Source organism: Curtobacterium flaccumfaciens, from assembly GCF_004361695.1.
Lineage (GTDB): Bacteria > Actinomycetota > Actinomycetes > Actinomycetales > Microbacteriaceae > Curtobacterium > Curtobacterium flaccumfaciens_B.
On the sequence record NZ_SNVW01000003.1, the window covers coordinates 44,735 to 69,571 of the forward strand.

At 71.3% G+C, this 24,837-nt stretch carries 22 protein-coding genes; 13 read left to right on the forward strand and 9 right to left on the reverse strand.

What is annotated here, in order from left to right:
• Window positions 1-86: 86 nt before the first annotated feature.
• Window positions 87-3,854: a chromosome segregation SMC family protein gene (locus EDF64_RS05065; RefSeq protein WP_133518992.1), complete on the forward strand. Its 3,768-nt coding sequence runs from the start codon at window positions 87-89 to the stop codon at window positions 3,852-3,854.
• A 175-nt stretch (window positions 3,855-4,029) separates the two neighbouring features.
• Here EDF64_RS05065 and EDF64_RS05070 read toward each other — a convergent pair whose 3' ends face one another.
• Window positions 4,030-5,055, reverse strand: coding sequence for a TerC family protein (locus tag EDF64_RS05070; RefSeq protein WP_133518993.1), 1,026 nt, complete (start codon window positions 5,053-5,055; stop codon window positions 4,030-4,032).
• 234 nt (window positions 5,056-5,289) lie between these two features.
• Here EDF64_RS05070 and ftsY point away from each other — a divergent pair, with 234 nt between their 5' ends.
• Together ftsY and EDF64_RS18100 are read left to right on the forward strand one after the other, a co-directional pair.
• Window positions 5,290-6,159 (forward strand): signal recognition particle-docking protein FtsY, encoded by an 870-nt coding sequence (gene ftsY / locus EDF64_RS05075; protein ID WP_133518994.1) that lies wholly within the window; start codon window positions 5,290-5,292, stop codon window positions 6,157-6,159.
• 99 nt (window positions 6,160-6,258) lie between these two features.
• A complete protein-coding gene (locus EDF64_RS18100) occupies window positions 6,259-6,417 on the forward strand; it encodes a DUF4175 domain-containing protein (protein WP_137767577.1) in 159 nt (52 codons plus the stop codon).
• 87 nt (window positions 6,418-6,504) lie between these two features.
• Here EDF64_RS18100 and lipA read toward each other — a convergent pair whose 3' ends face one another.
• Window positions 6,505-7,488, reverse strand: a complete 984-nt coding sequence (gene lipA / locus EDF64_RS05080; RefSeq protein WP_208108840.1) for a lipoyl synthase — start codon at window positions 7,486-7,488, stop codon at window positions 6,505-6,507.
• Window positions 7,485-8,174 carry a lipoyl(octanoyl) transferase LipB gene (gene lipB, locus EDF64_RS05085; RefSeq protein ID WP_133518995.1) on the reverse strand — a complete coding sequence of 230 codons (690 nt, stop codon included), beginning with the start codon at window positions 8,172-8,174 and terminating at the stop codon, window positions 7,485-7,487. The genes lipA and lipB overlap by 4 nt, the downstream gene beginning before the upstream one ends.
• 209 nt (window positions 8,175-8,383) lie before the next feature.
• Here lipB and EDF64_RS05090 point away from each other — a divergent pair, with 209 nt between their 5' ends.
• Window positions 8,384-9,061, forward strand: a complete 678-nt coding sequence (locus tag EDF64_RS05090) for a VOC family protein (RefSeq protein ID WP_133518996.1) — start codon at window positions 8,384-8,386, stop codon at window positions 9,059-9,061.
• Between the two features lie 44 nt (window positions 9,062-9,105).
• Window positions 9,106-10,662, forward strand: coding sequence for a signal recognition particle protein (gene ffh, locus EDF64_RS05095; RefSeq protein ID WP_133518997.1), 1,557 nt, complete (start codon window positions 9,106-9,108; stop codon window positions 10,660-10,662).
• Window positions 10,663-10,946: 284 nt separating this feature from the next.
• Here the strand turns inward: ffh and EDF64_RS05105 are convergent, their stop codons facing one another.
• Window positions 10,947-11,627 carry a response regulator transcription factor gene (locus EDF64_RS05105; protein ID WP_071292193.1) on the reverse strand — a complete coding sequence of 227 codons (681 nt, stop codon included), beginning with the start codon at window positions 11,625-11,627 and terminating at the stop codon, window positions 10,947-10,949.
• Complete coding sequence (locus EDF64_RS05110; RefSeq protein WP_071292192.1) at window positions 11,624-12,790, reverse strand: sensor histidine kinase; 1,167 nt, start codon at window positions 12,788-12,790, stop codon at window positions 11,624-11,626. The genes EDF64_RS05105 and EDF64_RS05110 overlap by 4 nt, the downstream gene beginning before the upstream one ends.
• A 156-nt stretch (window positions 12,791-12,946) precedes the next feature.
• Here EDF64_RS05110 and phoU point away from each other — a divergent pair, with 156 nt between their 5' ends.
• Both phoU and EDF64_RS05120 read left to right on the forward strand, forming a co-directional pair.
• Entirely contained in the window at window positions 12,947-13,615 is a 669-nt protein-coding gene (gene phoU, locus EDF64_RS05115; protein WP_133518998.1) for a phosphate signaling complex protein PhoU, read from the forward strand.
• A 214-nt stretch (window positions 13,616-13,829) separates the two neighbouring features.
• Window positions 13,830-14,378, forward strand: coding sequence for an AAA family ATPase (locus EDF64_RS05120; protein ID WP_166645611.1), 549 nt, complete (start codon window positions 13,830-13,832; stop codon window positions 14,376-14,378).
• 188 nt (window positions 14,379-14,566) lie between these two features.
• Here the strand turns inward: EDF64_RS05120 and EDF64_RS05125 are convergent, their stop codons facing one another.
• The gene (locus EDF64_RS05125) at window positions 14,567-15,313 is read right to left on the reverse strand and encodes a phosphoglyceromutase (RefSeq protein WP_133519000.1); all 747 of its coding nucleotides are present in this window, start codon (window positions 15,311-15,313) and stop codon (window positions 14,567-14,569) included.
• A 45-nt stretch (window positions 15,314-15,358) separates the two neighbouring features.
• On the opposite strand from EDF64_RS05125, the gene EDF64_RS05130 reads away from it, so the two are divergent.
• Window positions 15,359-16,132, forward strand: a complete 774-nt coding sequence (locus tag EDF64_RS05130) for a class I SAM-dependent methyltransferase (RefSeq protein WP_133519001.1) — start codon at window positions 15,359-15,361, stop codon at window positions 16,130-16,132.
• Window positions 16,133-16,292: 160 nt separating this feature from the next.
• On the opposite strand, the gene EDF64_RS05135 is transcribed toward EDF64_RS05130, so the two are convergent.
• The 3 genes from EDF64_RS05135 to EDF64_RS05145 all read right to left on the reverse strand — a co-directional run bounded on the left by EDF64_RS05135 (window position 16,293) and on the right by EDF64_RS05145 (window position 18,445).
• A complete protein-coding gene (locus EDF64_RS05135; protein WP_133519002.1) occupies window positions 16,293-17,396 on the reverse strand; it encodes a YgfZ/GcvT domain-containing protein in 1,104 nt (367 codons plus the stop codon).
• Between the two features lies 1 nt (window position 17,397).
• On the reverse strand, window positions 17,398-18,000 hold the full coding sequence (locus EDF64_RS05140) for an FABP family protein (RefSeq protein ID WP_133519003.1): 603 nt from the start codon (window positions 17,998-18,000) through the stop codon (window positions 17,398-17,400).
• Window positions 18,001-18,163: 163 nt separating this feature from the next.
• The gene (locus EDF64_RS05145; RefSeq protein WP_133519004.1) at window positions 18,164-18,445 is read right to left on the reverse strand and encodes a hypothetical protein; all 282 of its coding nucleotides are present in this window, start codon (window positions 18,443-18,445) and stop codon (window positions 18,164-18,166) included.
• Between the two features lie 104 nt (window positions 18,446-18,549).
• Between EDF64_RS05145 and EDF64_RS05150 the strand changes: the two genes are divergently transcribed.
• From EDF64_RS05150 to EDF64_RS05175, 5 genes are all read left to right on the forward strand, one after another.
• On the forward strand, window positions 18,550-19,233 hold the full coding sequence (locus tag EDF64_RS05150) for a response regulator transcription factor (RefSeq protein WP_133519005.1): 684 nt from the start codon (window positions 18,550-18,552) through the stop codon (window positions 19,231-19,233).
• Window positions 19,233-20,108 carry a mycothiol synthase gene (gene mshD, locus EDF64_RS05155; RefSeq protein WP_133519006.1) on the forward strand — a complete coding sequence of 292 codons (876 nt, stop codon included), beginning with the start codon at window positions 19,233-19,235 and terminating at the stop codon, window positions 20,106-20,108. The genes EDF64_RS05150 and mshD overlap by 1 nt, the downstream gene beginning before the upstream one ends.
• A 90-nt stretch (window positions 20,109-20,198) precedes the next feature.
• Entirely contained in the window at window positions 20,199-22,364 is a 2,166-nt protein-coding gene (locus EDF64_RS05165; RefSeq protein WP_133519007.1) for an RNA degradosome polyphosphate kinase, read from the forward strand.
• Window positions 22,361-23,308 carry an NUDIX hydrolase gene (locus EDF64_RS05170; protein ID WP_133519008.1) on the forward strand — a complete coding sequence of 316 codons (948 nt, stop codon included), beginning with the start codon at window positions 22,361-22,363 and terminating at the stop codon, window positions 23,306-23,308. Before EDF64_RS05165 ends, EDF64_RS05170 begins: the two co-directional genes overlap by 4 nt.
• A 299-nt stretch (window positions 23,309-23,607) precedes the next feature.
• On the forward strand, window positions 23,608-24,717 hold the full coding sequence (locus EDF64_RS05175; RefSeq protein WP_133519009.1) for a phosphate ABC transporter substrate-binding protein PstS: 1,110 nt from the start codon (window positions 23,608-23,610) through the stop codon (window positions 24,715-24,717).
• Window positions 24,718-24,837: the final 120 nt, after the last annotated feature.

Below are 24,837 nucleotides of genomic sequence, written 5' to 3' on the forward strand. Positions count from 1 at the left end.
CACCGCCCAGCAGCACAGCCCAGCAGCAGCGAGCACCACCCAGCAGCACAGCCGCCAGCACGCGAGCGAGCACACCCGGAGACCGCATGTACTTGAAGAGCCTGACCATCAAGGGGTTCAAGTCCTTCGCGCAGCCGACGACGTTCGCGTTCGAGCCCGGCGTGACCTGCATCGTCGGGCCGAACGGTTCGGGCAAGTCGAACGTCGTGGACGCGCTGGCCTGGGTGATGGGGGAGCAGGGCGCGAAGACGCTGCGCGGCGGCAAGATGGAGGACGTCATCTTCGCCGGCACCTCGACGCGCGGCCCGCTCGGCCGTGCGCAGGTGCTCCTCACCATCGACAACACCGACGGCCTGCTGCCGATCGAGTACTCCGAGGTGACGATCTCCCGCACGCTGTTCCGGAACGGCGGCAGCGAGTACGCCATCAACGGGGAGAACTGCCGGCTCCTCGACGTCCAGGAGCTGCTGAGCGACACCGGACTCGGTCGTGAGATGCACGTCATCGTCGGCCAGGGTCAGCTCGACAAGGTCCTGCACGCCACCCCCGAGGACCGCCGCGGCTTCATCGAGGAGGCGGCCGGCATCCTCAAGCACCGCCGCCGCAAGGAGAAGACCCTCCGCAAGCTCGAGGCGATGCAGACGAACCTGACGCGCCTGTCCGACCTGGCGGGGGAGATCCGGCGGCAGCTGAAGCCGCTCGGCTGGCAGGCCGAGGTCGCCCGGAAGGCCCAGTCCGTCGCCGCCGTGGCCCGCGATGCGAAGGCCCGCATCCTGGCGGACGACGTCGTCCGGCTGCGTCGCGAGCTGCACGAGCACCAGGAGGTCGAGGCCGGCCGGAAGTCCGAGCGCATCGTCCTGCAGGAGCGACTCGACCAGACCCGGATCCGGCAGCAGCACGTCGAGCAGAGCATGGTCGGCGACGACGTCGACCGGGCCCGCACCGTCGTGCACCGGCTGGAGAGCGTGCAGGAGCGGCTCCGCGGGCTGTCGAGCCTGGCGAATCAGCGGCTGATGTTCCTCGCCCAGCAGGCCGACGCGCCGCAGCAGGGCCCCACGATCACCCCGGAGCGCGTGCAGGGCGTGCGCGACGAAGCGGACCGGCTCGAAGCACGTGCGTCGGCGATGGCCGGCGGGATGGCGAGTGCCGCACGCGTCGTCCAGGACGCCCGTGCCGCCCTCGACGCCCTCGACGAGCACATCGCCGCGCAGGCCGCCCTCGTCTCCCAGCACGACCTCGAGGCGCAGCGGCTCGCCTCCGCGGTGGACGTCGCGCGCTCGAAGCGTGGTGCCGCGGTGGCGGACCGGGAACGCCGTGAACGCGCCCTCACCGAGGCGGGCGAGCGCGCCGACCGTGCGGCCGCAGCCCTCGCCGAGCTCGGCACCGACCCCTCCGAGGGCGTCGACGAGGACGCCCTCGCGACCGCGCTCGAGGCCGCCCGCGAGCAGCAGGAGGCCGCACAGGCCGCCCGCGACGGACACCGCGACCGCCTGCACGCCCTCGAACGCGAACGTGACGCCCTCGACGCCCGGGTGGCGGCGCTCGGCATGTCCATCGACGTCCGCGACGGCTCGCAGGCGCTCATCGACGCCGGTCGCGCCGGCATCGTCGGCCGCCTCGCCGACGCGCTGACGGTCGCACCGGGGTTCGAGGGCGCGATCGCGATCGCCCTCGACGGACTCGCCGACGCGGTCCTCGCCGACGACCGGTCGGTCGCGCTCGACGCCGTCGCACACGCCCGCAGCGAGGACATCGGCCGCATCGACGTCGTCGTCGCCGACGCCTCCGGCCCGTCGACGGGCCTGCCGGCAGGGCTGCCGGCGGGCGTCCGCCGTGCGCTCGACCTGGTGCAGGGACCGCCGGCCATCGCCGCGATCCTGCGCGACACGCTCGTCGCCGAGACCGAGGACGTCGACCTGGAGGCAGTGCTCACCGCCGCCCCGCAGGCCACGGTCGTGACGCGGTCGGGTGACCTCGTCCGCGCCGTCCGCGTGACGGGTGGCGGCGAGCGCGTGACCTCGCGCATCGAGCTCGTCGCGGAACGCGACGACGCCGTGACGCGCCGCGACGCCATCGCGAGGGACGCGGAGGACGCGGCCACGCGCCTCCAGGCCGCCCGTGCCGCCGTCGAGGTCGCACGACGCCAGGCGGACGAGGCCGACGCCCGGTCGCGCGCGTACGCGAAGGCGACGGCCGAGTACGACCGGACCAGTGCGTCGACGCGGGCGAAGGCGGAGAACGCGGCCGCCGAGGTCGAGCGGCTGCGCGCCGCCCTCGCCGAGACCGACGGCGCGGTGGAGGCAGCGGACGCCGCGCTGGCCGAGGCCGAGCGCAGCCACCAGGAGTTCACCGAGCGCCCGCGTCCGATGGTGGACGCCTCCGAACGGCCGGCGCTGCAGGACGCGCTCGAGGCCGCGCGCGCCGCGGAGATCGAACAGCGCATCCAGGTCGAGACCGTCCGGGAGCGGGTGCGGTCCGAACGACACCGTGCCGTCCAGCTGGAACGGCAGCTCGAGGCCGAGCGTGCCGCCGCCGAGGAAGCAGCGCGGCTCGCGGTCATCCGGCGCGGGCAGATCGCCGTGGCGGAGAAGGTCCTCGCCGACCTGCCGGGCCTGCTCGCCGCGGTGGACCGCTCGCTCGCCGAGGCGCGGGTGCAGCTCGCGACGGAGGAGTCCGAGCGGTCGAAGCGCAACACTGAGCTGCAGACGATCCGGAACGAGGAACGGGAGCTCCGAGAGCGCCTGCAGACGATCACCGACGGCGTGCACTCGCTCGAGATGGAGATCTACGAGAAGAAGCTGCACGTGTCGGGAGTGCTCGACCGGGCGCAGAGCGAACTCGGACTCGGCGAGGCCGTCCTGGTGGCTGAGTACGGGCCGGACGTGCCGGTCCCCGTGGACGTGCTGGTCGACCCCCGGGTGCTGGCCCGGAAGCACCGCGAGGCCGAACGTGCCCGCGTGGCGGCCGAGGCAGCGGCGGCGGTCGAGCCCGACGGCGAAACCGACACCGACGCGGACGCCGACGCTGCCGCCGCCGACACCGACGCTGCGGACGACGCGGACGCCGCTGACCTCCCCGCGCTCGTCGACGCGGAGTCCACGCTCCCCGGCGGCCCGGCGCTGCCCGAGTTCGACGCCACCGACGAGGTCGACCCCGCCGACGTCGAGACCGTCCCGTACGTCCGCGCCGAGCAGGAGCGGCGGCTCAAGGCGGCCGAGCGCGACCTCGGACAGCTCGGCAAGGTGAACCCGCTCGCGCTCGAGGAGTTCCAGGCCCTCGAGCAGCGCCACGCGTTCCTCGCCGAGCAGCTCGACGACCTGCAGAAGACCCGCACCGACCTCATGACGATCATCGACGAGCTCGACACCAAGATGCAGTCGATCTTCGACTCGGCGTTCTCGGACACGAAGGAGGCCTTCGACGTCATCTTCCCGATCCTGTTCCCGGGCGGCTCGGGGTCGATCACGCTGACGAACCCCGACGACCTGCTGCGCACCGGCATCGAGGTGCAGGTGAAGCCCGCGGGGAAGAAGATCGACCGCCTCACGCTGCTGTCCGGCGGAGAGCGGTCCCTCGCGGCCGTGGCGCTGCTCGTCGCGATCTTCACCGCCCGGCCGTCGCCGTTCTACATCATGGACGAGGTCGAGGCGGCGCTGGACGACGCGAACCTCGGGCGGCTGCTGACCGTCTTCGAGCGGCTCCGGGCGTCGTCGCAGCTCATCGTCATCACGCACCAGAAGCGCACGATGGAGATCGCCGACGCCCTCTACGGCGTCTCGATGCGGCAGGACGGCGTGTCCGCCGTCGTCGGCCAGCGGGTGCAGCAGCGCGAGCCGGCCGACGCGGTCGCGTAGCCGCGCGGAGCGCACGCGCGGGCCCACGCGAAAGCGACAGTTCGCGGCGGCCACGCGAAAGCGACAGTTCGCGGCGGCCACGCGAAAGCGACAGTTCGCCGCGAGACTTCCGCGGTGAACTGTCGCTTTCGTGACCGGGACGTGGTGTCGCTGGCGGGATGTGTCGCTTCGACGCCTACTTCGCGTCGGCCTCGACCGTGCGCTGCGAGCCCGTCGGGGTGAGCCCGCGCTCCTGGCGCTTCTTCGAGACCACCAGCGACGCGACCGTCGCGACGGCGATCGTCAGCATGATGAAGCCGAGCGAGAACCAGATCGGGATCTCCGGCGCCCACTCGATGTGCTCGCCGCCGTTGATGAACGGCAGCTCGTTGACGTGCATGGCGTGGAAGACGAGCTTCACACCGATGAAGCCGAGGATGACCGCCAGGCCCTGACCGAGGTAGATGAGCCGCTCGAGCAGCCCCGCGATGAGGAAGTACAGCTGGCGGAGGCCGAGGAGCGAGAACGCGTTCGCGGTGAACACGATGAAGGCGTCCTGCGTGAGGCCGAAGATCGCCGGGATCGAGTCGAGTGCGAAGAGCACGTCGGTCAGACCGATCGCGACCATGACGAGGAGCATCGGCGTGAAGAGGCGCTTGCCGTCGACCTTCGTGGTGAGACGGTCGCCGTCGTAGTCCTTCGACGTCGGGATGACGCGGCGCAGGATGCGGATGAGGCGGGAGTCGCCTTCTTCGGCGGAGTGCTCGTTGCCACCGCGGGCCTGCGACCAGGCGAGCCAGAACAGCAGCGCGCCGAACAAGTAGAAGACCCACGAGTAGTTCTCGATGATCGTCACGCCGAGGGCGATGAACACGCCACGGGCCACCAGGGCGATCGCGACGCCGACGAGCAGCACCTTCTGCTGGAACTCCTTCGGCACCGCGAAGCTCGACATGATGATGAGGAAGACGAAGAGGTTGTCGACCGACAGCGCCTTCTCGGTGAGCCACCCGGCGAAGTACTCACCGCCGGCCTGGCCGCCGCCGAAGACCCAGATGCCGATGCCGAACACGATCGCGAGCGCGATGTAGACGACGGACCAGAACGCGGACTCGCGGATGTGGGGCACGTGCGGGGTGCGCACGTGCGAGAAGAAGTCGAACACCAGCAGCGCGAGGATGCCGGCGATGGTGATCAACCAGACGAGGAGTGGGACGTCCAACGGGGTTCCTTCAGGTGAGGGCGTGACCGGGTGCGTGTCGTCGTGAACACGCGGGTACGCCGAGGCCTGAAGGTCTCTTCCGTCGTCTCCGGCACGATGTCCCGGTCACGACCGGCGCCCCGGGTCCGGATCGTTCCGGACCGTACTGACGGGGACACCGAGGAGGAATACTCCCCTTCGTGGTCCCGAGCATACCGGGCACAGCGGACGTGCGCCGCGCTCTAAGCTGGGAGCATGGCGAGTTCCTGGTCACTGTCTTCCCGGTTGCGCGGGCTGTTCCAGCGCAAGACGATCGACGAGACGACGTGGGACGAGCTCGAGACCGCGCTCATCGGTGCGGATTTCGGCCCCGACATCGCGGACGAGATCATCGAGGACCTGCACGCACGCGTCGACCGCTACGGCACGACCGACCCCGCGGACCTGCAGCGCATGCTGCGCGAGGTGCTCGAGGAGCGGCTCTCGAAGCTCGACACCACGCTCAAGCTCAGCGCGCGGCCTGCGGTCGTGCTGGTCGTCGGGGTGAACGGCGTCGGCAAGACCACCACGATCGGCAAGTTCGCGAAGTTCCTCAAGACCTACGACCGCACGGTGCTCGTGGGCGCGGCGGACACGTTCCGCGCGGCCGCCGTCGAACAGGTCGCGACGTGGGCCGAGCGTGCCGGCGTCGACGTCGTGCGGCCGTCGCAGCCCGGGCAGGACCCGGCGTCGGTGGCCTACCAGACGGTCGAGAAGGCCATCCGCGACAACACCGAGATCGTCGTCATCGACACCGCCGGCCGCCTCCACACCAAGGCCGGCCTGATGGACGAGCTGACGAAGATCAAGCGCGTCGTCGAGAAGCAGACCGAGATCTCCGAGGTCCTCCTGGTCCTCGACGCCACCACCGGGCAGAACGGGCTCGCTCAGGCGCAGGCGTTCATCGAGGGTGCCGGTGTCACCGGACTCGTCATCACGAAGCTCGACGGCTCCGCGAAGGCCGGGTTCGTGCTCAGCGTGCAGGAGAAGACGGGCATCCCGATCAAGCTCATCGGGCAGGGCGAGGGCATCAACGACCTCACCGGGTTCACCCCGCACGTGTTCGTCCAGAACCTCGTCGGCTGAATCCGTCCCCGCCGGGGCGAACGCGGTCCGCCCCGCGCGAGTAGTGTCCCCTTCGGCCCGGGCACCCGCTCGGTCTCGTTCCAGGGATTGGAGACCCTCATGCCCGCACTGCTGATCATCGCGATCATCGTCGGCCTCGTCCTGCTCTTCAGCGGCATCTTCGTCGGTGCCCTGAAGTTCCTGCTCTGGGTGGGCATCGTGCTCATCCTGCTGGCGGTCATCGGCTGGCTCCTCCGGAGCATCCGCGGTCGCGCGTAGCGACCAGGCGCCCTGAACAGGGGCAGCAACGGACGGGAGGCACGGTGCCAGCTGGCACCGTGCCTCCCGTCTGTCCGTGGTCGCGTCCTAGACCGCCTGCCGACCCGCGGGGGCGGCCAACAGGTGCGACAGGTGCTCCGGTACCGTCCCACCGCGTGCGACCGTGGCGCGTGCCCACAGGCGTCCCGCGCGGTACGAGGAGCGCACGAGCGGACCGGCGAGGACCCCGGCGAACCCCATCCGCTCGGCGACCTCGCGCAGCTCGACGAACTCCTCGGGGCGCACCCAGCGGGCGACCGGCAGGTGGCGCGGCGAGGGGCGGAGGTACTGCGTGAGCGTGATGACGTCCGTCCCGGCGTCGTGCAGGCGCTGCAGGGCGTCCTCGATCTCGGCGCGCTCCTCGCCCATCCCGAGGATGAGGTTCGACTTCGTGACGAGCCCGGCGTCCCGCCCCTGCGTGATGACGTCGAGCGAACGCTCGAAGGTGAACGCCGGTCGGATCCGCTTGAAGATGCGCGGGACCGTCTCGACGTTGTGGGCGAAGACCTCGGGGCGCGCGTCGAACACCTGGCCGAGCTGGTCCGGGCGGCCGTTGAAGTCGGGCACCAGGATCTCGACGCCGGTGCCGGGGGAGTGCTCGTGGATCTGGCGGATGGTCTCGGCGTAGAGCCACGCGCCGCCGTCCGGCAGGTCGTCGCGCGCGACGCCGGTGACCGTGGCGTACTTGAGGCCCATCGACGCGACCGAGTCCGCGACCCGGCGTGGTTCGTCGCGGTCGAGCGGCTCCGGCTTGCCGGTGTCGATCTGGCAGAAGTCGCAGCGCCGGGTGCACTGGGATCCGCCGATGAGGAAGGTGGCCTCGCGGTCCTCCCAGCACTCGAAGATGTTCGGGCAGCCGGCCTCCTGGCAGACCGTGTGCAGCTGCTGGTCGCGGACGAGGCCGGAGAGCTCGCGGAACTCCGGGCCCTGCGTGGCGCGGGTCTTGATCCACGCGGGCTTCGTCTCGATCGGCGTCTCGGCGTTGCGGGCCTCGACGCGGAGCATCCGCCGGCCGTCGGGGGCGAGGGTCATACGAGGGTCTCCTGTCGTGCGGTGCGCGTGCTGCTGATGCGGCGGCCGGTGTGCATGCCGTCGACGGCCTCTTGGACGCGGCGTGCCACGAGCGGCACGAGGTCGTCCGTGCCGACGTGTCGGCCGGCGGATGCGGTGAGCGTCGTGACGCCGGCGTCGGCGATGCCGCACGGCACGATCGCGGCGTACGCGTCGAGGGCGTTGTCGCAGTTGATGGCGATGCCGTGGCTCGTGACGCCCTCGGCCACGTGCAGTCCGATCGCGCCGACCTTGGCGTCCGGGGTGCCGTCGCTTCCGCGTACCCAGGCGCCGCTCCGGCCCTCGACCCGCTCGGCGTGCACCCCGACGGCCGCCGCGGTGTCGATGATCACCTGCTCGAGGTCCCGCACCCACGCGACCACGTCGAGGGGCTCGGCGAGCCGGACGATCGGGTAGGCGACGAGCTGTCCCGGGCCGTGCCAGGTGATGCGGCCTCCGCGGTCGACGTCGACCACGGGGGAGCCGTCCGTCGGCAGGTCGGACGGCTCGGTGCGGCGGCCCGCCGTGTACACGCAGGGGTGCTCGCAGAGGACGAGTGCGCCGGGGGAGCGCCCGGCGACGACGGCGGCGTGGAGGTCCCGCTGCAGTGCGAGTCCCTCGGCGTGGTCGAGGAGCCCCGTGCGTCGGACGATCTCGAGTTCCGGCATGCGCGCCAGGCTACGACAGTTTCTGGACGCCGTCCAACAACGGGTGCGGGGCCGTTCCGCGCGTGGTGGGCTGATCCGCGCGAAGGAGGACGAATCGCGCGAAGGAAGCAGGAAGGTTCGGCCTCCCACGCGCGGAACCGCCTCCCATTCCGTGTGTGATGGGACGGAACGCTTGACCTCAACCGTGGTTGACCGGGTCGGATGGTGGCATGGAGATCCGGCAGGTACAGCTCACGACGCGCTCGGTCGACGAGACGGCGCATTTCTACGCTCGGCTCGGCTGCCCGGTCGGACGGGACGGCGACGCGGTCCGCGTGACGGTGGGGTCGACGCAGCTCGTGTTCCGCCCGCTCGAGGGCATGACCGGGGCACACCACCTCGCGTTCACGATCCCGACGGGGTCGTTCGTCGCCGCGAAGGAACGGATCGCCGGCGTGGCGACGCTGCTCGGCACCGACGACGCCGACGAGTTCGAGGGGCCGCCGAACTGGAACTCGCGCTCGGTGTACTTCGAGGGGCCCGACCGGCAGCTCCTCGAGCTCATCGAGCGGCGCGACCTCGACACGGGCGGCGCGGGCGCGGGCGGCGCGGGCGACACGCGCCCGGACGGCCCGCCGTTCCTCGTCTCGGTGAGCGAGGTGGGCATCGCGGTCCCGGACGTGCTCGGTGCCGTCGAGGAGCTCGGGCGGCACGGCCTCGCCCCGTACGCCAACGCCCCCAGTGCGGACTTCGCCCCCGTCGGCGACCTGCACGGCCTGCTCGTCCTGGTGTCCCCGACCCGCAAGTGGTTCCCGACGCTCGACCGCAGCCCGTCGACCGCGCCGATCGTCATCGACATCGGGCTCGGCGACACCGTCGAACTCGCCGAGGGCGTCCTCCTGCGGTGAACGGGCGTCGGCGTCCGGGGCGAGCCTTGTAGAATCGACGGATCATGGCGCAATTCGGTTCACTCTCCGATCGGCTGACCGAGACCTTCCGCAACCTGCGGAGCAAGGGTCGGCTGACTCCGTCCGACGTCGACGGCACCGTCCGCGAGATCCGGCGGGCGCTCCTCGACGCCGACGTCGCGCTCGAGGTCGTCAAGGCGTTCACCGCAGCCGTCCGCGAGCGTGCCCTCTCCGACGAGGTCAACCGCGCGCTCAACCCGGCGCAGCAGGTCGTCCAGATCGTCAACGAGGAACTCGTCGGCATCCTCGGTGGCCAGCAGCGACGCCTCGAGTTCGCGAAGCGGCCGCCGACGGTCATCATGCTCGCGGGTCTGCAGGGTGCCGGTAAGACGACCCTCGCGGGCAAGCTCGGCAAGTGGCTCAAGAAGGACGGCCACACCCCGATGCTCGTCGCGGCGGACCTCCAGCGTCCGAACGCCGTGCAGCAGCTGCAGGTCGTCGGCGAGCAGGCCGGCGTGCACGTCTTCGCTCCGGAGCCCGGCAACGGCGTCGGCGACCCCGTGAAGGTCGCGAAGAACGCGATCAAGGCCGCGGTCGACCAGCAGTACGACACCGTCATCGTGGACACCGCCGGTCGACTCGGTGTCGACGCCGAGCTCATGAAGCAGGCGGCGAACATCCGCAAGGCCGTCGACCCGGACGAGGTCCTGTTCGTCATCGACGCGATGATCGGTCAGGACGCCGTCACCACCGCGCGTGCCTTCCAGGAAGGCGTCGACTTCACCGGCGTCGTCCTGTCGAAGCTCGACGGCGACGCCCGTGGTGGTGCGGCCCTGTCGGTCGCCAGCGTCACCGGCCGTCCGATCATGTTCGCGTCCACCGGTGAGGGCCTCGACGACTTCGAGCCGTTCCACCCGGACCGCATGGCGAGCCGCATCCTCGACCTCGGCGACATCCTGTCCCTCATCGAGCAGGCGCAGGGCGCCTTCGACGAGGAAGAGGCCCGCAAGGTCGCGGACAAGATCGCGACCGACAACTTCACCCTGAACGACTTCCTGCAGCAGATGCAGCAGCTCCGCAAGGCCGGCTCGATCAAGGGCATGCTCGGCATGCTCCCGGGTGCCAAGGGCATGCGCGAGGCGCTCGACAACTTCGACGAGCGTGAGATCGTCCGCACCGAGGCGATCATCCAGTCGATGACGCCGCAGGAGCGCGAGCTGCCGAAGCTCCTGAACGGCTCCCGCCGCCTCCGCATCGCCAAGGGTGCCGGGTCGACCGTGACCGAGGTGAACGCCCTCGTGAACCGGTTCGAGCAGGCGGCGAAGATGATGAAGACCGTCGCCCGTGGTGGCGTGCCGCAGATGCCGGGCATGGGTCCGATCCCGGGCATGCACGGCGGCAAGAAGCAGCAGCAGTCCGGCGGCAAGAAGAAGTCGAAGGTGGGCAACCCCGCGAAGCGTGCGGCCCTGGCGGCCGGCGCCGCGGCGGCGCCGCAGCAGGCCCCGCAGGGCTCGGGTCTCGGACTCGGCGGCGGTGCGAAGGGCGGCAAGGCCCCCACCGAGGAAGAGCTGGCGTCGCTCCAGAAGTTCCTGGGTCGCTAGTCGCGACCACCTGACGGACTGGAGGCGGGGGGGCCGCGGGGCCCCCCCCCCCCCGCCCGCGGGGGGGGGGGCCGGGGGGCCCCCCCCCCCCCCGGGGGGCCCCCCCGACTGCCAGGGGGGGGGGGGGGGCGCCGAACCCCCCCCCCCCCGTGTGCGGCCCCCCCCCGCGGGGCCCCCCCCCCCCCCCCCCCAACCCCCCCCCCCCCCCCCCCCCCGGGGGGGGGGGGGGGGCGGGGCCCGGGCCCCCCCCCCCGCGCCTCCAGGCGTTGCGCGACCGACGGGCGTCAGCCCTCGATGCGGTACCCGAGCCCGCGCACGGTGACCAGGATCTCCGGCGCGCTCGGCACGCGTTCGATCTTCGAGCGGATGCGCTTGATGTGCACGTCGAGGGTCTTCGTGTCGCCGAAGTAGTCCGAGCCCCAGACCCGGTCGATGAGCTGCCCGCGGGTGAGCACCCGGCCGGCGTTCCGGAGCAGCAGCTCGAGCAGCTCGAACTCCTTGAGCGGCATCGGCGTCTCGGAGCCGTCCACCGCCACGGTGTGCCGCTCGACGTCCATCCGGATCCCGCCGACCTGCAGGATGCCGCTCTCCGCCGGGTCGTCCTCGGTGCGGCGCCGGAGCACGGCACGGATGCGGGCGAGGAGCTCCCGGGTCGAGTACGGCTTCGTGACGTAGTCGTCGGCACCGAGCTCGAGCCCGACGACGATGTCCACCTCGGAGTCCTTCGCCGTGAGCATGATGATCGGGATGTTCGACCGGGTGCGGATCTGTCGGCACACCTCCGTGCCGGAGAGCCCCGGCAGCATGAGGTCGAGGAGCACCAGGTCGGGGTTCTCCGCGTCGAACTTCGACAGCGCGGTCACACCGTCCGCAGCGACGGAGGTGTCATACCCCTCGCGCTGCAGCAGGAACTCCAGGGGCTCGCTCAGGGCCGGCTCGTCGTCGACGATGAGGATCTTGGTCACGATTGCTGCTCTTCCAGTTGCTCTTCGAGTGCGGTGGTCAGTTCGGGGTCCGCCTCGGGCAGGCGGATGGTGAAGGTCGATCCCTTGCCCGGCTGCGACCAGACACGGACGTCGCCGCCGTGGTTGCTCACGACGTGCTTGACGATCGCGAGACCCAAGCCGGTGCCGCCGGTCGCGCGGGAGCGTGCCGGGTCGACGCGGTAGAAGCGTTCGAACACGCGGTCGAGGTCGGCTTCGGGGATCCCGACGCCCTGGTCCGTCACCGCGATCTCGACGAAGCCCTTCGACGACCGCACGCCGACGCCGACGCGGGTGTGGTCCGGCGAGTACTTCACGGCGTTCGCGATGAGGTTCGACACCGCGATCTGCAGCAGGCCCGGGTCGCCCATCACCCGGAGCTTCGATTTCTTCGCCCGCACGAGCTCGATGTCCCGGGCACGGGCGACGATCTCGTTCGTGTCCACGGCGGCCTGCACGATGCGGTCGATCGACGTCTCCTCGCTGTTCTCCAGCGTGTCGACGGACTGCAGCCGCGAGAGCTCGATGATGTCCTTCGTCAGGGCCGCCAGTCGTTCGGACTCGGTGACGAGCTGCGCGGCGAACCGCCGCACGTGCTGGGGTTCGTCGGCGGCCGCGACGAGGGTCTCCGAGAGCAGCCCGATGGCGCCGATCGGGGTCTTCAGCTCGTGCGAGATGTTCGCCACGAAGTCACGCCGGACCTCGTCGATGCGGTGGCTCTCGGTGAGGTCGTCCGCCGTGACGAGGACGTACCGGTTGCCGAGCTGCGCGGCACGGAAGCTGAGGTAGCCGATGAGCTCACCCCGGCGGCCGCGCGGGAGTTCGAGGTCCTCCGACCCCATCTCACCGCTCTTCCGCACCCGGTCGACCAGGTCCGCGAGCTCCTGGTGGACGAGCTTCCGCCGCACCACCAGTCCCACCGTCAGTGCCTGCGGCGACGCGGCGACCACCGTGTTCGACGGGTCGACCACCACGGCCGGGTTGTGCATCGTGGCGATGACCGCGGCGACGCCGTCCGGCAGCGTGCGTTCCGCCACGTCGGCTGCACGAGCCGTGCGCTCGGCGGTGATGATCAGCACCACGACGCCCGCGCCGAAGACCCCGCCGAGGAGCATCGACAGTGGCACGAGCCACGCGTTGTCCATGCCGTCAGTGTAGGAGTGGTCACACGGGGTTCGGGCGCCGTTCACCCCCGTTCGCGGCGGTTCCGGCTCCGGATCGCGAAGCGTTCAGCCGCACGTCACCGTTCGTTCACCTGAGCTGACGACACTCGACCGGTACGCAGAGAGAGGTACTCCCCCATGCGCGAAGTCTTCCAGCAGGAGCTCCAGGACGTCCAGGAGCGACTGACCGAGATCGCCGGGCTCGTCGAGTCCGCCATCACCCGTGCCACCCAGGCCTTCAGCGACTCCGACGTCGCGCTCGCCGAGGAGGTGATCGCCGACGACGCCAAGATCGACGAGGCCGCCAACAGCCTCGACGAGATCGCGATCGACATCCTGGCGCGCCAGGCTCCGGTGGCCCGCGACCTCCGCGTCGTCGTCACCGCCCTGCGCGTCAGCTCCTCGCTCGAGCGCATGGGCGACATGGCCGAGCACATCGCACAGCTCGCCCGGCAGCGGTTCCCCGAGAAGGTCGTGCCGAAGGGCCTCCGCGGCACCTTCAAGCAGATGGGCGCCCACGACGTCGCGATGGCGCAGAAGCTCACGCGGCTGCTCGCCACCGAGGACATCCAGCTCGCCGAGGAGATCCGCGACGAGGACGACGCCGTGGACGAGCTGCACGCCAGCGTCTTCGACTTCGTGCTCGGCGAGACGTGGAAGGGTGCGCCGGTCGACACGGTCGACGCGACCCTCGCCTCGCGGTACCACGAGCGCTTCGCGGACCACGCGGTGTCGATCGCGAAGAAGGTGCAGTACCTGGCGACGGGCGACTGGACCGGCGCCTCGAACGCGACCGCGGCGGTCTGACGCCCGGGCTGGCCCCGGCCGCGGCCTCGGTCGCGCCCCCGGCCTCGGTCGGGTTCGCACAACCAAAGTCTCCTCGCGCCGCGGTTCGCCGTGGTTCGGGGAGACTTTGGTTGTGCGCGGCGCGAGCGCGCGCACGCGGCAGGGCATGGCGCGGCGCGGCGCGAGCACGCGGCACGCGGCGCGCGGCACCGCTGCGGTCTGCGAGGATCGTGGCATGGCCCAGGTCGCGATCATCGTCAACGGCATGCCCGGTTCGGGCAAGAGCACGATCGGGGCCGCCCTCGCCGAGGTGCTCGGCTGCCCCTTCCTGTCGAAGGACCGCATCAAGGAGCCCCTCGCCGACGTCGTCGGGCCGATGATCGCCTCGCGGCCGCTCGGCGCCATCGCGATGGAGACGATGTGGTCGATGGCGGGGGCCGTCGAGAACGGGGTCGTCCTCGACGCCGTCTGGCTGCCGTCGCGTGATCGGGACCTCCTGGAGGCGCGGCTCGCCTCCGCCGGGTCGCCTCGCGCCGTCGAGGTCTGGTGCCACGTCGACCGGGCGACCGCCGAGGACCGGCTGCGGGACCGCTACGACCCGGGCACGGTGCCGCCGCGGCACGAGGTGCACGGCGACCTCGCCGATGTCCTGGCGTTCTGGGACGAGCACGGCACCGTCGCCGAGCCGATCGCGCTACCGGGCGTCCCCGTCGTCCGGGTCGACACGACGAAGCCGTACGACGTCGGGGCCCTGGTGCAGGAGATCGCGTCGCACTTCGTCTGACCAGCCGCGGCTCGAGGAGCCGACCGCGCTGCCGAAGCGACACGTCGTCGATGCGGTGATCCGTTCCTCCCGGCAGCGCGACAGGAGTCGGCGGAACGTTCGCGGCACACTGTCGCTCTCGCGAACCCGCCCAGCCGGACGACGAACGCCCCGTCCGGAGACCGGACGGGGCGTTCTGCGTGGCTGGGTTACTTCTTCGCGCCCTGGGCGGCGACCGCGGCGGCGCCGGCAGCGGCGGCCTCGGGGTCGAGGTAGTACGCGGGCTTCGTCGGGCGGAACTCGTCGTCGAGCTCGTACACCAGCGGGATGCCCGTCGGGATGTTGAGGCCGGCGATGTCGTCGTCCGAGATGTCGTCGAGGTGCTTCACCAGCGCCCGCAGCGAGTTGCCGTGCGCCGTGACGAGGACGGTCTTGCCCGCGCCGAGGTCCTTCGTGATGTCCGACTCCCAGTACGGCAGCAGACGGTCGATCACGAGCTTGAGCGACTCGGTGCGCGGCAGCTGGTCGCCGAGCTCGGCGTAGCGGCGGTCCCCGGCCTGCGACCACTCGGCGTCGTCGGCGATGGGGGGCGGCGGCACGTCGAACGAACGACGCCACTCCATGAACTGCTGCTCGCCGTACTCCGCCAGCGTCTGCGCCTTGTCCTTGCCCTGCAGGGCGCCGTAGTGGCGCTCGTTGAGGCGCCAGTCGCGCTTCACCGGCAGCCAGGCCAGGTCCGCCTCGAGCAGGGCGATGTCCGCCGTCTGGATCGCACGGGTGAGCAGGGAGGTGTACAGGACGTCCGGGACGATGCCCGACTCGCTGATGAGCTCGCCGGCGCGCTTCGCCTCCTTCTCGCCCAACTCGCTGAGTCGGACGTCGACCCAACCGGTGAACAGGTTCTTCTGGTTCCAGTCACTGTTGCCGTGACGGAGCAGGACGAGCGTGGAGGTCATGCCACCGATCCTACCGAGCGGCACGTGGCCCGTACGCTGGACGGCATGCCCATCGGGAACGTGACGCGCGGGACGACCGGGTACAACCGGCTCCGCCGAGTCGACCGGTGGATCGCCGCGCTGCCGGCCCTCCGGCGGACCTCCGACCCGCTCGTCGCGGACGTCGGCTACGGCGCGCGGCCGACGACGACGCTCGAACTCCGGGACCGGCTGGCCCGGGTCCGTCCGGACGTCGAAGTCACCGGCATCGAGATCGAACCAGCACGTGTCGCACTCGCGAACGCCGGCACGCGCGACGGGGTGACGTTCCGGCTCGGCGGCTTCGAGACGCCGACCCCGGGCGGCCGCCGGCCCGTCGTGATCCGGGCGTTCAACGTCCTGCGGCAGTACGACGAGTCCGAGGTGACGGCGTCGTGGCGGATCATGCAGGACCGGCTCCAGCCCGGCGGCGCGCTCGTCGAGGGGACCTGCAACGAAGTGGGCCGGGTGGCGTCGTGGGTGACGCTCGACGAGCTCGCTCCCCGGATCTTCACGGTGTCGCTGCGGCTCGCCGGGCTCGACGTGCCGAGCATCGTCGCGGAGCGGCTGCCGAAGGCGCTCATCCACCGGAACGTCCCGGGTGAGCGGGTGCACGCGTTCCTGCGCGACCTCGACCTGGCGTGGGCGGTCGCTGCGCCGCTCGGCACGTACGGGCCCCGGCAGCGGTGGATCGCGGCGGTCCAGGGCATGCGCGACCGGGGCTGGCCGGTGCTGCACGGGGTGACGCGCTGGCGGCTCGGCGAGCTCAGCGTCCCGTGGTCGGCCGTCGAGCCGGCTTGACCGGCGGCGGTGGGCACGCGCGGCGGCCCGGTTCGAAGTGCCGTCGCACAACGGAAGTCACGCCGAACCGCAGATTCGTCCGGTTCCGAGTGACTTCGGTTGTGCGAACGGCCGGCCGCAGGCCGTCGGCGCCGGCCGTCGGCGCCGCCGGCAGGGCGGGTCAGCCGCGCTTGACCGCCCCGAGCCGCGGCAGGCGCGGCACGTTCGCGGTCGCGCCGGCCTCGGGCGGGACGATGGTCTCCTGCGTCGCGGTCACGACCACGTCGTCGGCGGTGAGCGTCAGCGTCGCCGCGCGGTCGAGGGAGCGCTTCACGATCGCGAGCCCGATCGGCCCGAGCTCGTGGTGCACGGCCGAGGCGGCGAGGCGACCGACCTCCTTCTCGTCGAGCACGACCGGGGTTCCGGGCGCCGGGAGCACCGCGTCGGACCCGTCGAGGTGCAGCATCACGACCCGGCGCGGCGGGTGCCCGAGGTTGTGGACCTTCGCGACGGTCTCCTGCCCGCGGTAGCAGCCCTTCGACAGGTGCACGGCGGAGCGGAGCCAGTCGAGCTCGTGCGGGATCGTGCGCTCGTCGACGTCGGACAGCGCCGGACGCCAGGCGGCGATGCGCAGGGCCTCGTACGCCAGCAGTCCCGCGGCGGGTTCGTCCGACGCGGCGATCGCCGACGCGGTGCCGGGGGTGACCACCGCGATGCGGAGGGTCCAGTCGGAGCCGGGGTGCGCCTCCAGGTCGGCGTAGCCCCATCCACCGGGCGTGACGGACGACCACGGGTCGACCCACTCGGCGAGCGGCGTGTCCGGCAGCTCCACGGCGGCGAAGGGCGCGGACGACCCGAACCAGCCGATGGTCGCGAGCTCGGCGGAGCGGTCCGTCACCTCGACGCGGAGCATGAAGCGCATCGACGACAGCCAGGCGGCGAGCGGGGCCGCGTCGGCGGCCTCGGTGAGCAGCCATGCGACCGACCCGTCGTCCACGACGCGGGCGGCGTGCTCGACGCGGCCGGACTGGTCGAGCACGAGGGTCTCGGTCGAGACCCCGGGTTCGAGGCCGAGCAGGAGCTGCGACGTGATCGAGTTGAGCCACGACAGCCGGTCCGGACCGGACACCGTCACGACGCCGAGGCCGAGCTCGACGACGGCGCGACCGCGGGCGAGCAGACGTTGCTCGCCGAGCGGGTTGCCGAAGTGGGCGGCGGGTGCGGCCGTCGCTTCGGACGCAGCGACGAAGCCGGCCCGCGACGCGAACGCTGCCGTGGACGCCATCTCAGTCGACCTTCGCGAGCTGCCCCGAGGCGTGCGAGGTGAGTTCCTGGCCGAGGGCGGCGATGTCCCACGCCCAGAAGAGCTTGCCCTCGACCAAGCCGTACAGCCGAGTCGCCGCCGAGTAGTCCTTCGCGTTCGGCGAGCGCATCACGGCGTCCGTCGCCAGGTCGATGCGGCCCTTCCGGACCCGCCCGACGTAGAGCTCGTTGACGCCCGTCGGATGGATGATCGCCGCCTCGACGTCGAAGCCGTCGTTGTTGTTGCGGAGCGCCTCGACGCTCTCGACGGTGCTGAACGGCGTCGGTCCCTCGCCGAGGAGCATCGCCGGGCCGCGGTCACCGGGCTCGGCCGGACGGTCGATGCGCCAGTAGCCCATCTCGGCCGCGAGCGGGGTGCGCTCGTCGTCGAGCAGCCACGTCGTGGACGAGTAGTTGAGGTACGGCAGCCCGTCGTGGCTGAAGCTCACGCGCTGGCCGAACTCGTAGTTCCGGGGGTCCTCTTCGTCGCCGACGGGGTACTCGACCACGCCCGTGCCCTCCCAGACACCGACGAGCCACGACAGCGGGACGAGTTCGGGGGCGAGACCCTCGGGCAGTTCGATCAACGCTGACCCTTGAACAGCTTCACGACGACGGTCACCGAGACGAACGCGATCGCGAGCGACGCCAGGCCGAGGAGGCCGACGTAGAAGAGCTCGAGCGCAAGCAGCGAATCCATGGTGCGAGTCTACGCGGCACGCCTGACGGCGCCAGGCGAGTGGCGGCGCGTCACCGCGCCAGGAGCACCACCGCGGTGACGAGCACGACGACGAACGCCCCCGACGACGCGATGCTGATCCGCTCCACCAGGCCGTCCTTCGTCGCCGTGATGAGCTGCAGCACGAAGCTGACCAGCACGCAGAGCACGTAGACGAGCAGGAGCCACGCGAAGGAGTCCTTCTGCGTGAGCGTCAGGACCAGCACGGCGCCGACGACCGCGAGCAGCCAGACCGGCAGCACGGACGTCAGCCGGAGACGACGCTGATCGGTGGGCGGCACGGGCTCGGTCACGCGCTCCATCATGACAGAGGCCCCGTCCCGACCGTCCGGTCGGAGAGGTACTTCCCGAGCATCACTAGGATGTGTGCACGACTCCCCCACGCCCTGGAGGTCCTGTGGCCCAGCTCCTGGTACTCACCTCAGCCGCGCCCGGCGACGTCCTGCCGAGCCTCGGGCTGCTGAGCCACCGGATCCGCCACGTCCCCGCCGAGGCCGCACAGCTGGTCAACGCACCGCAGAGCGACCTCATGTTCGTGGACGCCCGCACCGACCTCGCGAGCGCGAAGGCCCTGTGCAAGATCCTCGCGACGAGCGGCTCGACGACCCCGATCATCCTCGTGGTCACCGAGGGCGGCCTCACCGCCGTGAACAGCGAGTGGAACGTCGACGACGTGGTGCTCGAGAGCGCCGGCCCCGCCGAGGTCGACGCCCGCATCCGCCTCAGCGCCGGCCGCGCGTCGAAGAATCAGACGGGGTCGAAGATCCAGGCCTCCGGCGTCGTCATCGACGAGGCGAGCTACTCCGCGAAGGTCCGCGGTCGGCCGCTCGACCTCACCTTCAAGGAGTTCGAGCTCCTCCGCTTCTTCGCCACGCACCCGTCGCGGGTGTTCACCCGCGAGCAGCTCCTCAGCGAGGTCTGGGGCTACGACTACTTCGGCGGCACCCGCACGGTGGACGTGCACGTCCGACGGCTCCGCGCCAAGCTCGGCGACCTCGAGTCCCTCATCGGCACCGTCCGCAACGTCGGGTACCGCTTCAACGTCTACGACGACGAGGCCGACCGGCTCTCGGCGCAGTAGTGGCCGTCGACCTGTCGCGCTTCGCCGTCCCGGGCGAGGCACCGCCGTTCTCGGACCAGACGCTGGTCGACGTCCGCGCCGGACGCGCCACCGTCGTCGGGGACGAGCGCGGGGTCGCCGTGGTGCGCGACGGCGAGCTGGAACTGGCGGTCGGCCTGGAGGCGCGGGGCCAGGGTCTCGGCACCGCCCTCGTCGCGCAGGTGCTCGGGCTGGACGGCGGGGCCGCCCCCGTGGCCGGTTCCGAGTCCGGGCTCACGTCGGCGCCCCGGCTCGCGTCGGCGCCCGGGCTCGCGTCGGCACCCCGGCTCGCGTGGGCGCACGGGGAGCACCCCGCGGCGCGGGCGCTCGCCGCGCGGTTCGGCTGGACCGCCGTGCGCACGCTGCTGCAGCTCCGCGCGCCGATCGCCGACGTCGCACCCGACCCCGGCGTACCGGCCGGGTACACCCTGTCGTCGTTCCGAGCGGGCGACCCCGGGGACGAGGCCGACTGGCTCGCCCTCAACGCCGCCGCGTTCGCGCACCACCCGGAGCAGGGCCGGATGACGCTCGACGACCTCCGCGCCCGCGAGGCCGACGCCTGGTTCTCCGGCGACGACCTGCTGCTGCTCCGCGACGAGGCCGGCACGCTGGCGGGGTCGTGCTGGCTCAAGGTCGAGGGCGACGTCGGCGAGTTCTACGCCGTGGCCGTCCGACCCGACCTGCAGGGGCAGCGGCTCGGCGGGGTGCTCATGCGTGCGGGGACGGCCCGGTTGACCGGTCGTGGCCTCGCCACCGCGGCGCTCTACGTCGAGGGCGACAACGGGCCGGCGCTGGCGCTCTACCGCCGGTCCGGGTTCGCGCAGCACGCGATCGACGTGCAGTACGCCGCTCCCTGACCCTCCTCCACACCGCGCCGTTCACCGTCGGTTTCCACAGCGTCCACCCGGGACGCCCCGGCCGCAGGGGGCGGGTGGCAGGATGTGGGCATGGACACCGAACCGCAGCTCGACGGCGAATCCGTCGCACCGGACCTCGACGACTTCGACGAGGTCGTGGAGATCGAGCACGAGTCGCTGCCGACGGACCGCTACTTCGACCGTGAGCTCAGCTGGCTCCGGTTCAACCAGCGCGTGCTCGAGCTGGGCGAGGACCGCACGCAGCCCCTCCTCGAGCGGGCGAACTTCCTGGCGATCTTCGCGTCCAACCTCGACGAGTTCTTCATGGTCCGGGTCGCCGGCCTCAAGCGCCGCATCGACACCGGCATCGCCGTGCCGACCAACGTCGGCCGCGCGCCCTCCGACGTCCTGCGCGACATCGCGAAGAAGGCGCACGAGCTGCAGGACCGCCACGCGCAGGCCTTCATCGGCTCGCTCAAGCCGGACCTCGACGCCGCGGGCATCCACATCGAGCACTGGTCCGACCTCGACGAGGCCGACCGGCTGCGCATGCGCGAGTACTTCAACGAGCAGATCTTCCCCGTCCTGATGCCGCTCGCGGTGGACCCGGCGCACCCGTTCCCGTACATCTCCGGGCTCTCGGTCAACCTGGCGGTCCGAGTCCGCAACCCGAAGTCGCAGCGGCAGGAGTTCGCGCGCCTCAAGGTGCCGCAGAACTTCTCGCGCTTCATCAAGCTGCCGGACGACAACTCCGGCCGTCTGCGCTTCATCCCGCTCGAGGACCTCATCGCGAACCACCTCGACGACCTCTTCCCGGGGATGGAGGTGCTCGAGCACCACGTGTTCCGGGTCACCCGCAACGAGGACGTCGAGATCGAGGAGGACGAGGCCGAGAACCTCATCCAGGCCCTCGAACGCGAACTGCTCCGTCGCCGCTTCGGCCCGCCGATCCGTCTCGAGATCACCGAGGACATGGACCCGGTGACGCTCGACCTGCTCGTGCGCGAGCTCGACATCACCGAGCAAGAGGTCTTCCGGCTGCCGTCGCCGCTCGACCTCGGCGGGCTGTTCGAGATCTCGAAGATCGCCCGCCCGGACCTGCACTACCCGAAGCACGTGCCGACGACCCCGGTGCAGTTCCAGCCCGGCGAGCCGAACACCAAGCCCGACCTGTTCCGCGCGATCGCCGCGAAGGACGTCCTCGTGCACCACCCGTACGAGTCCTTCGCGACGAGCGTCCAGGCGTTCCTCGAGCAGGCCGCCGCCGACCCGCACGTGCTGGCGATCAAGCAGACGCTGTACCGCACCTCGGGCGACAGCCCCATCGTCGAGGCCCTCATCGACGCGGCCGCCGCGGGCAAGCAGGTCCTGGCGCTCGTCGAGATCAAGGCGCGCTTCGACGAGCAGAACAACATCACCTGGGCCCGCAAGCTCGAGAAGGCCGGCGTGCACGTGGTGTACGGCCTGGTCGGGCTGAAGACGCACTCCAAGCTGGTGCTCGTCATCCGGCAAGAGGGCGGGACGCTCAAGCACTACAGCCACATCGGCACGGGCAACTACAACCCGAAGACCTCGCGCATCTACGAGGACATGGGCCTGTTCACCTCGGACGACGTCGTCGGCAAGGACCTCACGCGCCTGTTCAACGAGCTGTCCGGCTACGCGATCGAGAAGAAGTTCAAGCGTCTGCTCGTCGCGCCGCTGCACCTCCGGAAGGGCCTGCTCAAGCGGATCCAGACCGAGGCCGACCACGCCCGCGCCGGCCGTCCCTCGGGCATCCGGATCAAGGTCAACTCGATGGTCGACGAGCAGATCATCGACGCGCTGTACCTGGCGAGCCAGGCCGGTGTGCCGATCGACGTCTGGGTGCGCGGCATCTGCTCGCTGAAGCCGGGCATGGAAGGCGTCAGCGACACCATTCGCGTGCGGAGCGTCGTCGGCCGGTACCTCGAGCACTCCCGGGCGTTCGCGTTCCACAACGACGGCGACCCGGCCGTGTTCATCGGCTCGGCGGACATGATGCACCGGAACCTCGACCGTCGGGTCGAGGCTCTCGTGCGCCTGTCCGACCCGGCGCACGTCAACGAGGTCGAGGAGATGTTCGACCTCGCGATGGCGGACACCACGAGCTCGTGGCACCTCGAGTCCGACGGCGAGTGGACGCGCCACTCCACCGACGAGGACGGCCGACCCCTCGACGACGTGCAGAATGTCCTCATGCGGAAGATCTCGGCGCGGAAGCGCTCCACTCGGTGAGCGGCGGCTCATCCGGGCCGGTCGTCGCAGCGGGCGCCGTCGTCTGGCGTGAACAGGACGGCGTCCCGCTCGTCCTGCTCGTGCACCGCGACCACCACAAGGACGTCTCGTTCCCGAAGGGCAAGGTCGACCCGGGCGAGAGCGTCCCGACGACCGCCGTGCGCGAGATCGACGAGGAGACCGGCTACCGCGTGCACCTCGGTGCGCCCCTCGGCACGGCCGAGTACGTGCTGCCGAGCGGTCGCGACAAGGTCGTGCACTACTGGGCTGCGCGGGTCTCCACGAAGGAGCTCGAGCGCGCCGGCACGTTCCACCCGAACGACGAGGTCGCCGCGGTCGAGTGGGTCACCCTCGACGACGCCCGCGCCCGACTGACGTACGAGCGCGACGTCGCGATCCTCGACCGGTTCGCCGACCGCGTCGCCGCCGGGGAGCACCGGACCTTCGCGCTCATCGCACTCCGGCACGCCAAGACCGTGCCCGGCTCGGACTGGGACGGCCCCGACGCCACCCGTCCGCTCCTGCCGGTCGGCCGGAGCCAGGCCAGGGCGGTGGCGTCGCCCGTCGCCGCGTTCGGCCCGAAGAAGATCATCAGCAGCACGGCGGCACGGTGCCTCGCGACCGTCGAACCGCTGTCGGCGAAGACCCGACTCGGCGTCTCGAGCACGCCGGACATCAGCCAGGACGCCCACGACCTCGGTGCGGCGAACGTGAAGGGCGTCGTGCAGAAGCGCCTCGAGAAGGCGAAGTCGACCGTCCTCTGCTCACACGGCCCGGTGCTGCCGGACATCATCGCCCGCATCGCCACGGCGACGGCGGACGACAGCGGCCGGTTCGACCTCCGTCGCGCCGCCATGCTCTCGGTCGGCGACTTCGCCGTGATGCACATCGCCGACGGCCGACTCGTCGCCGTGGAGACGCACCGCAACACCGTCGCGGCGTAGGCCGACGTCGGCGGGGCGACCCGCGCCTCCAGGCCCGCACGTGCCCGCCCCGAGCCGGAAGCCGCCAGTCGGGCGCATGCGTCTGCATGCTCCTGCGGAGTGCACGACGTTCCCGATCCTGCACCCGTCGGCGCGCCCGCGCACGGCGCCGCGTCCGACACAACCCCTCGTTCACCTCCCGTTCACCAGCGCGGGGGAACCCCGTCACTTCGCGTCCCTACAGTCGCTCCCGGGTCGGCACCGGCCCGCGGGACCACCACAGCGGTCCCACCTGCACTGACTTTCCCGAAGGGACCCCTGTGAACATCAAGCGAATCGGTACCGTGGCGGCGATCGCCATCGTCGGCGCCGTCGTGCTGTCCTCCTGCGCCGCGAACGAGGGCGCGGGCAACGCGCCCTCCGCCACGTCGAAGGCCGGGACGGACTACTCGAAGCTCTCCGGCACGCTGACCGGCTCGGGTTCGTCCGCCCAGCAGACCGCCGAGGCCACCTGGGCCGCCGGCATCCAGAACGTCGCCTCGGGCCTCACGGTCAACTACTCGCCCGACGGCTCCGGCGCCGGCCGCAAGAACTTCATCTCGGGTGCCGCGGACTTCGCCGGCTCCGACGCCGCGCTGAAGGACGAGGAGCTCTCCGGCTCGTTCGCGCTCTGCGCCGCGGACTCGAAGGCCATCGACATCCCGGTCTACATCTCCCCGATCGCCATCGCCTACAAGGTCGACGGCGTCAAGGACCTCACGCTCGACGCGAAGACCATCGCGGGCATCTTCTCGGGCAAGATCACCAAGTGGAACGACTCGCAGATCGCGTCGCTCAACAAGGACGCGAAGCTGCCGGACGCGACCATCACGGTCGTGCACCGCTCCGACGACTCGGGCACCACGCAGAACTTCTCCGAGTACGTCTCGGCGAACGCCGGTGACGTCTGGACCAAGGAGCCCAGCCAGACCTTCCCGTTCCAGATCGGCGACAGCGCCAAGGGCACCTCGGGTGTGGCCTCGGCCATGGCCGGCGCCTCGAACGCGATCACCTACATCGACGACTCCGGCGCCGGTGACCTCGACAAGGCGAAGCTCATGGTCGGCGACAAGGCCACCGAGATCTCGGCCGAGGGCGCTGCCAAGGTCGTGTCGGACTCCAAGGTGGCCGAGGGCCGCGCGGACAACGACCTCGCGATCGACATCGACCGCAAGGACACCGCGGACGGCGCATGGCCGCTCGTGCTCGTCTCGTACGCGATCGCCTGCCAGGAGTACAAGGACGCCGACAAGGGCACGCTCGTGAAGGGCTACCTCGACTACGTCGTCTCGAAGGACGCGCAGGAGGCAGCCGCGAAGGAGGCCAAGTCGGCCGCCCTCACGGACGACCTCTCGGAGAAGGCCGCCAAGGCCGTCGCCTCCATCAAGTAAGGCACCCTGATCGCCCGGACGCCGGTCCCACCCACCTGACCGGCGTCCGGGCGCTCGGCCGTCGCAGCCCCGACGGTCGCACCACCGGACACACCCCCCAACCCGACGCCTCCCCCGGCG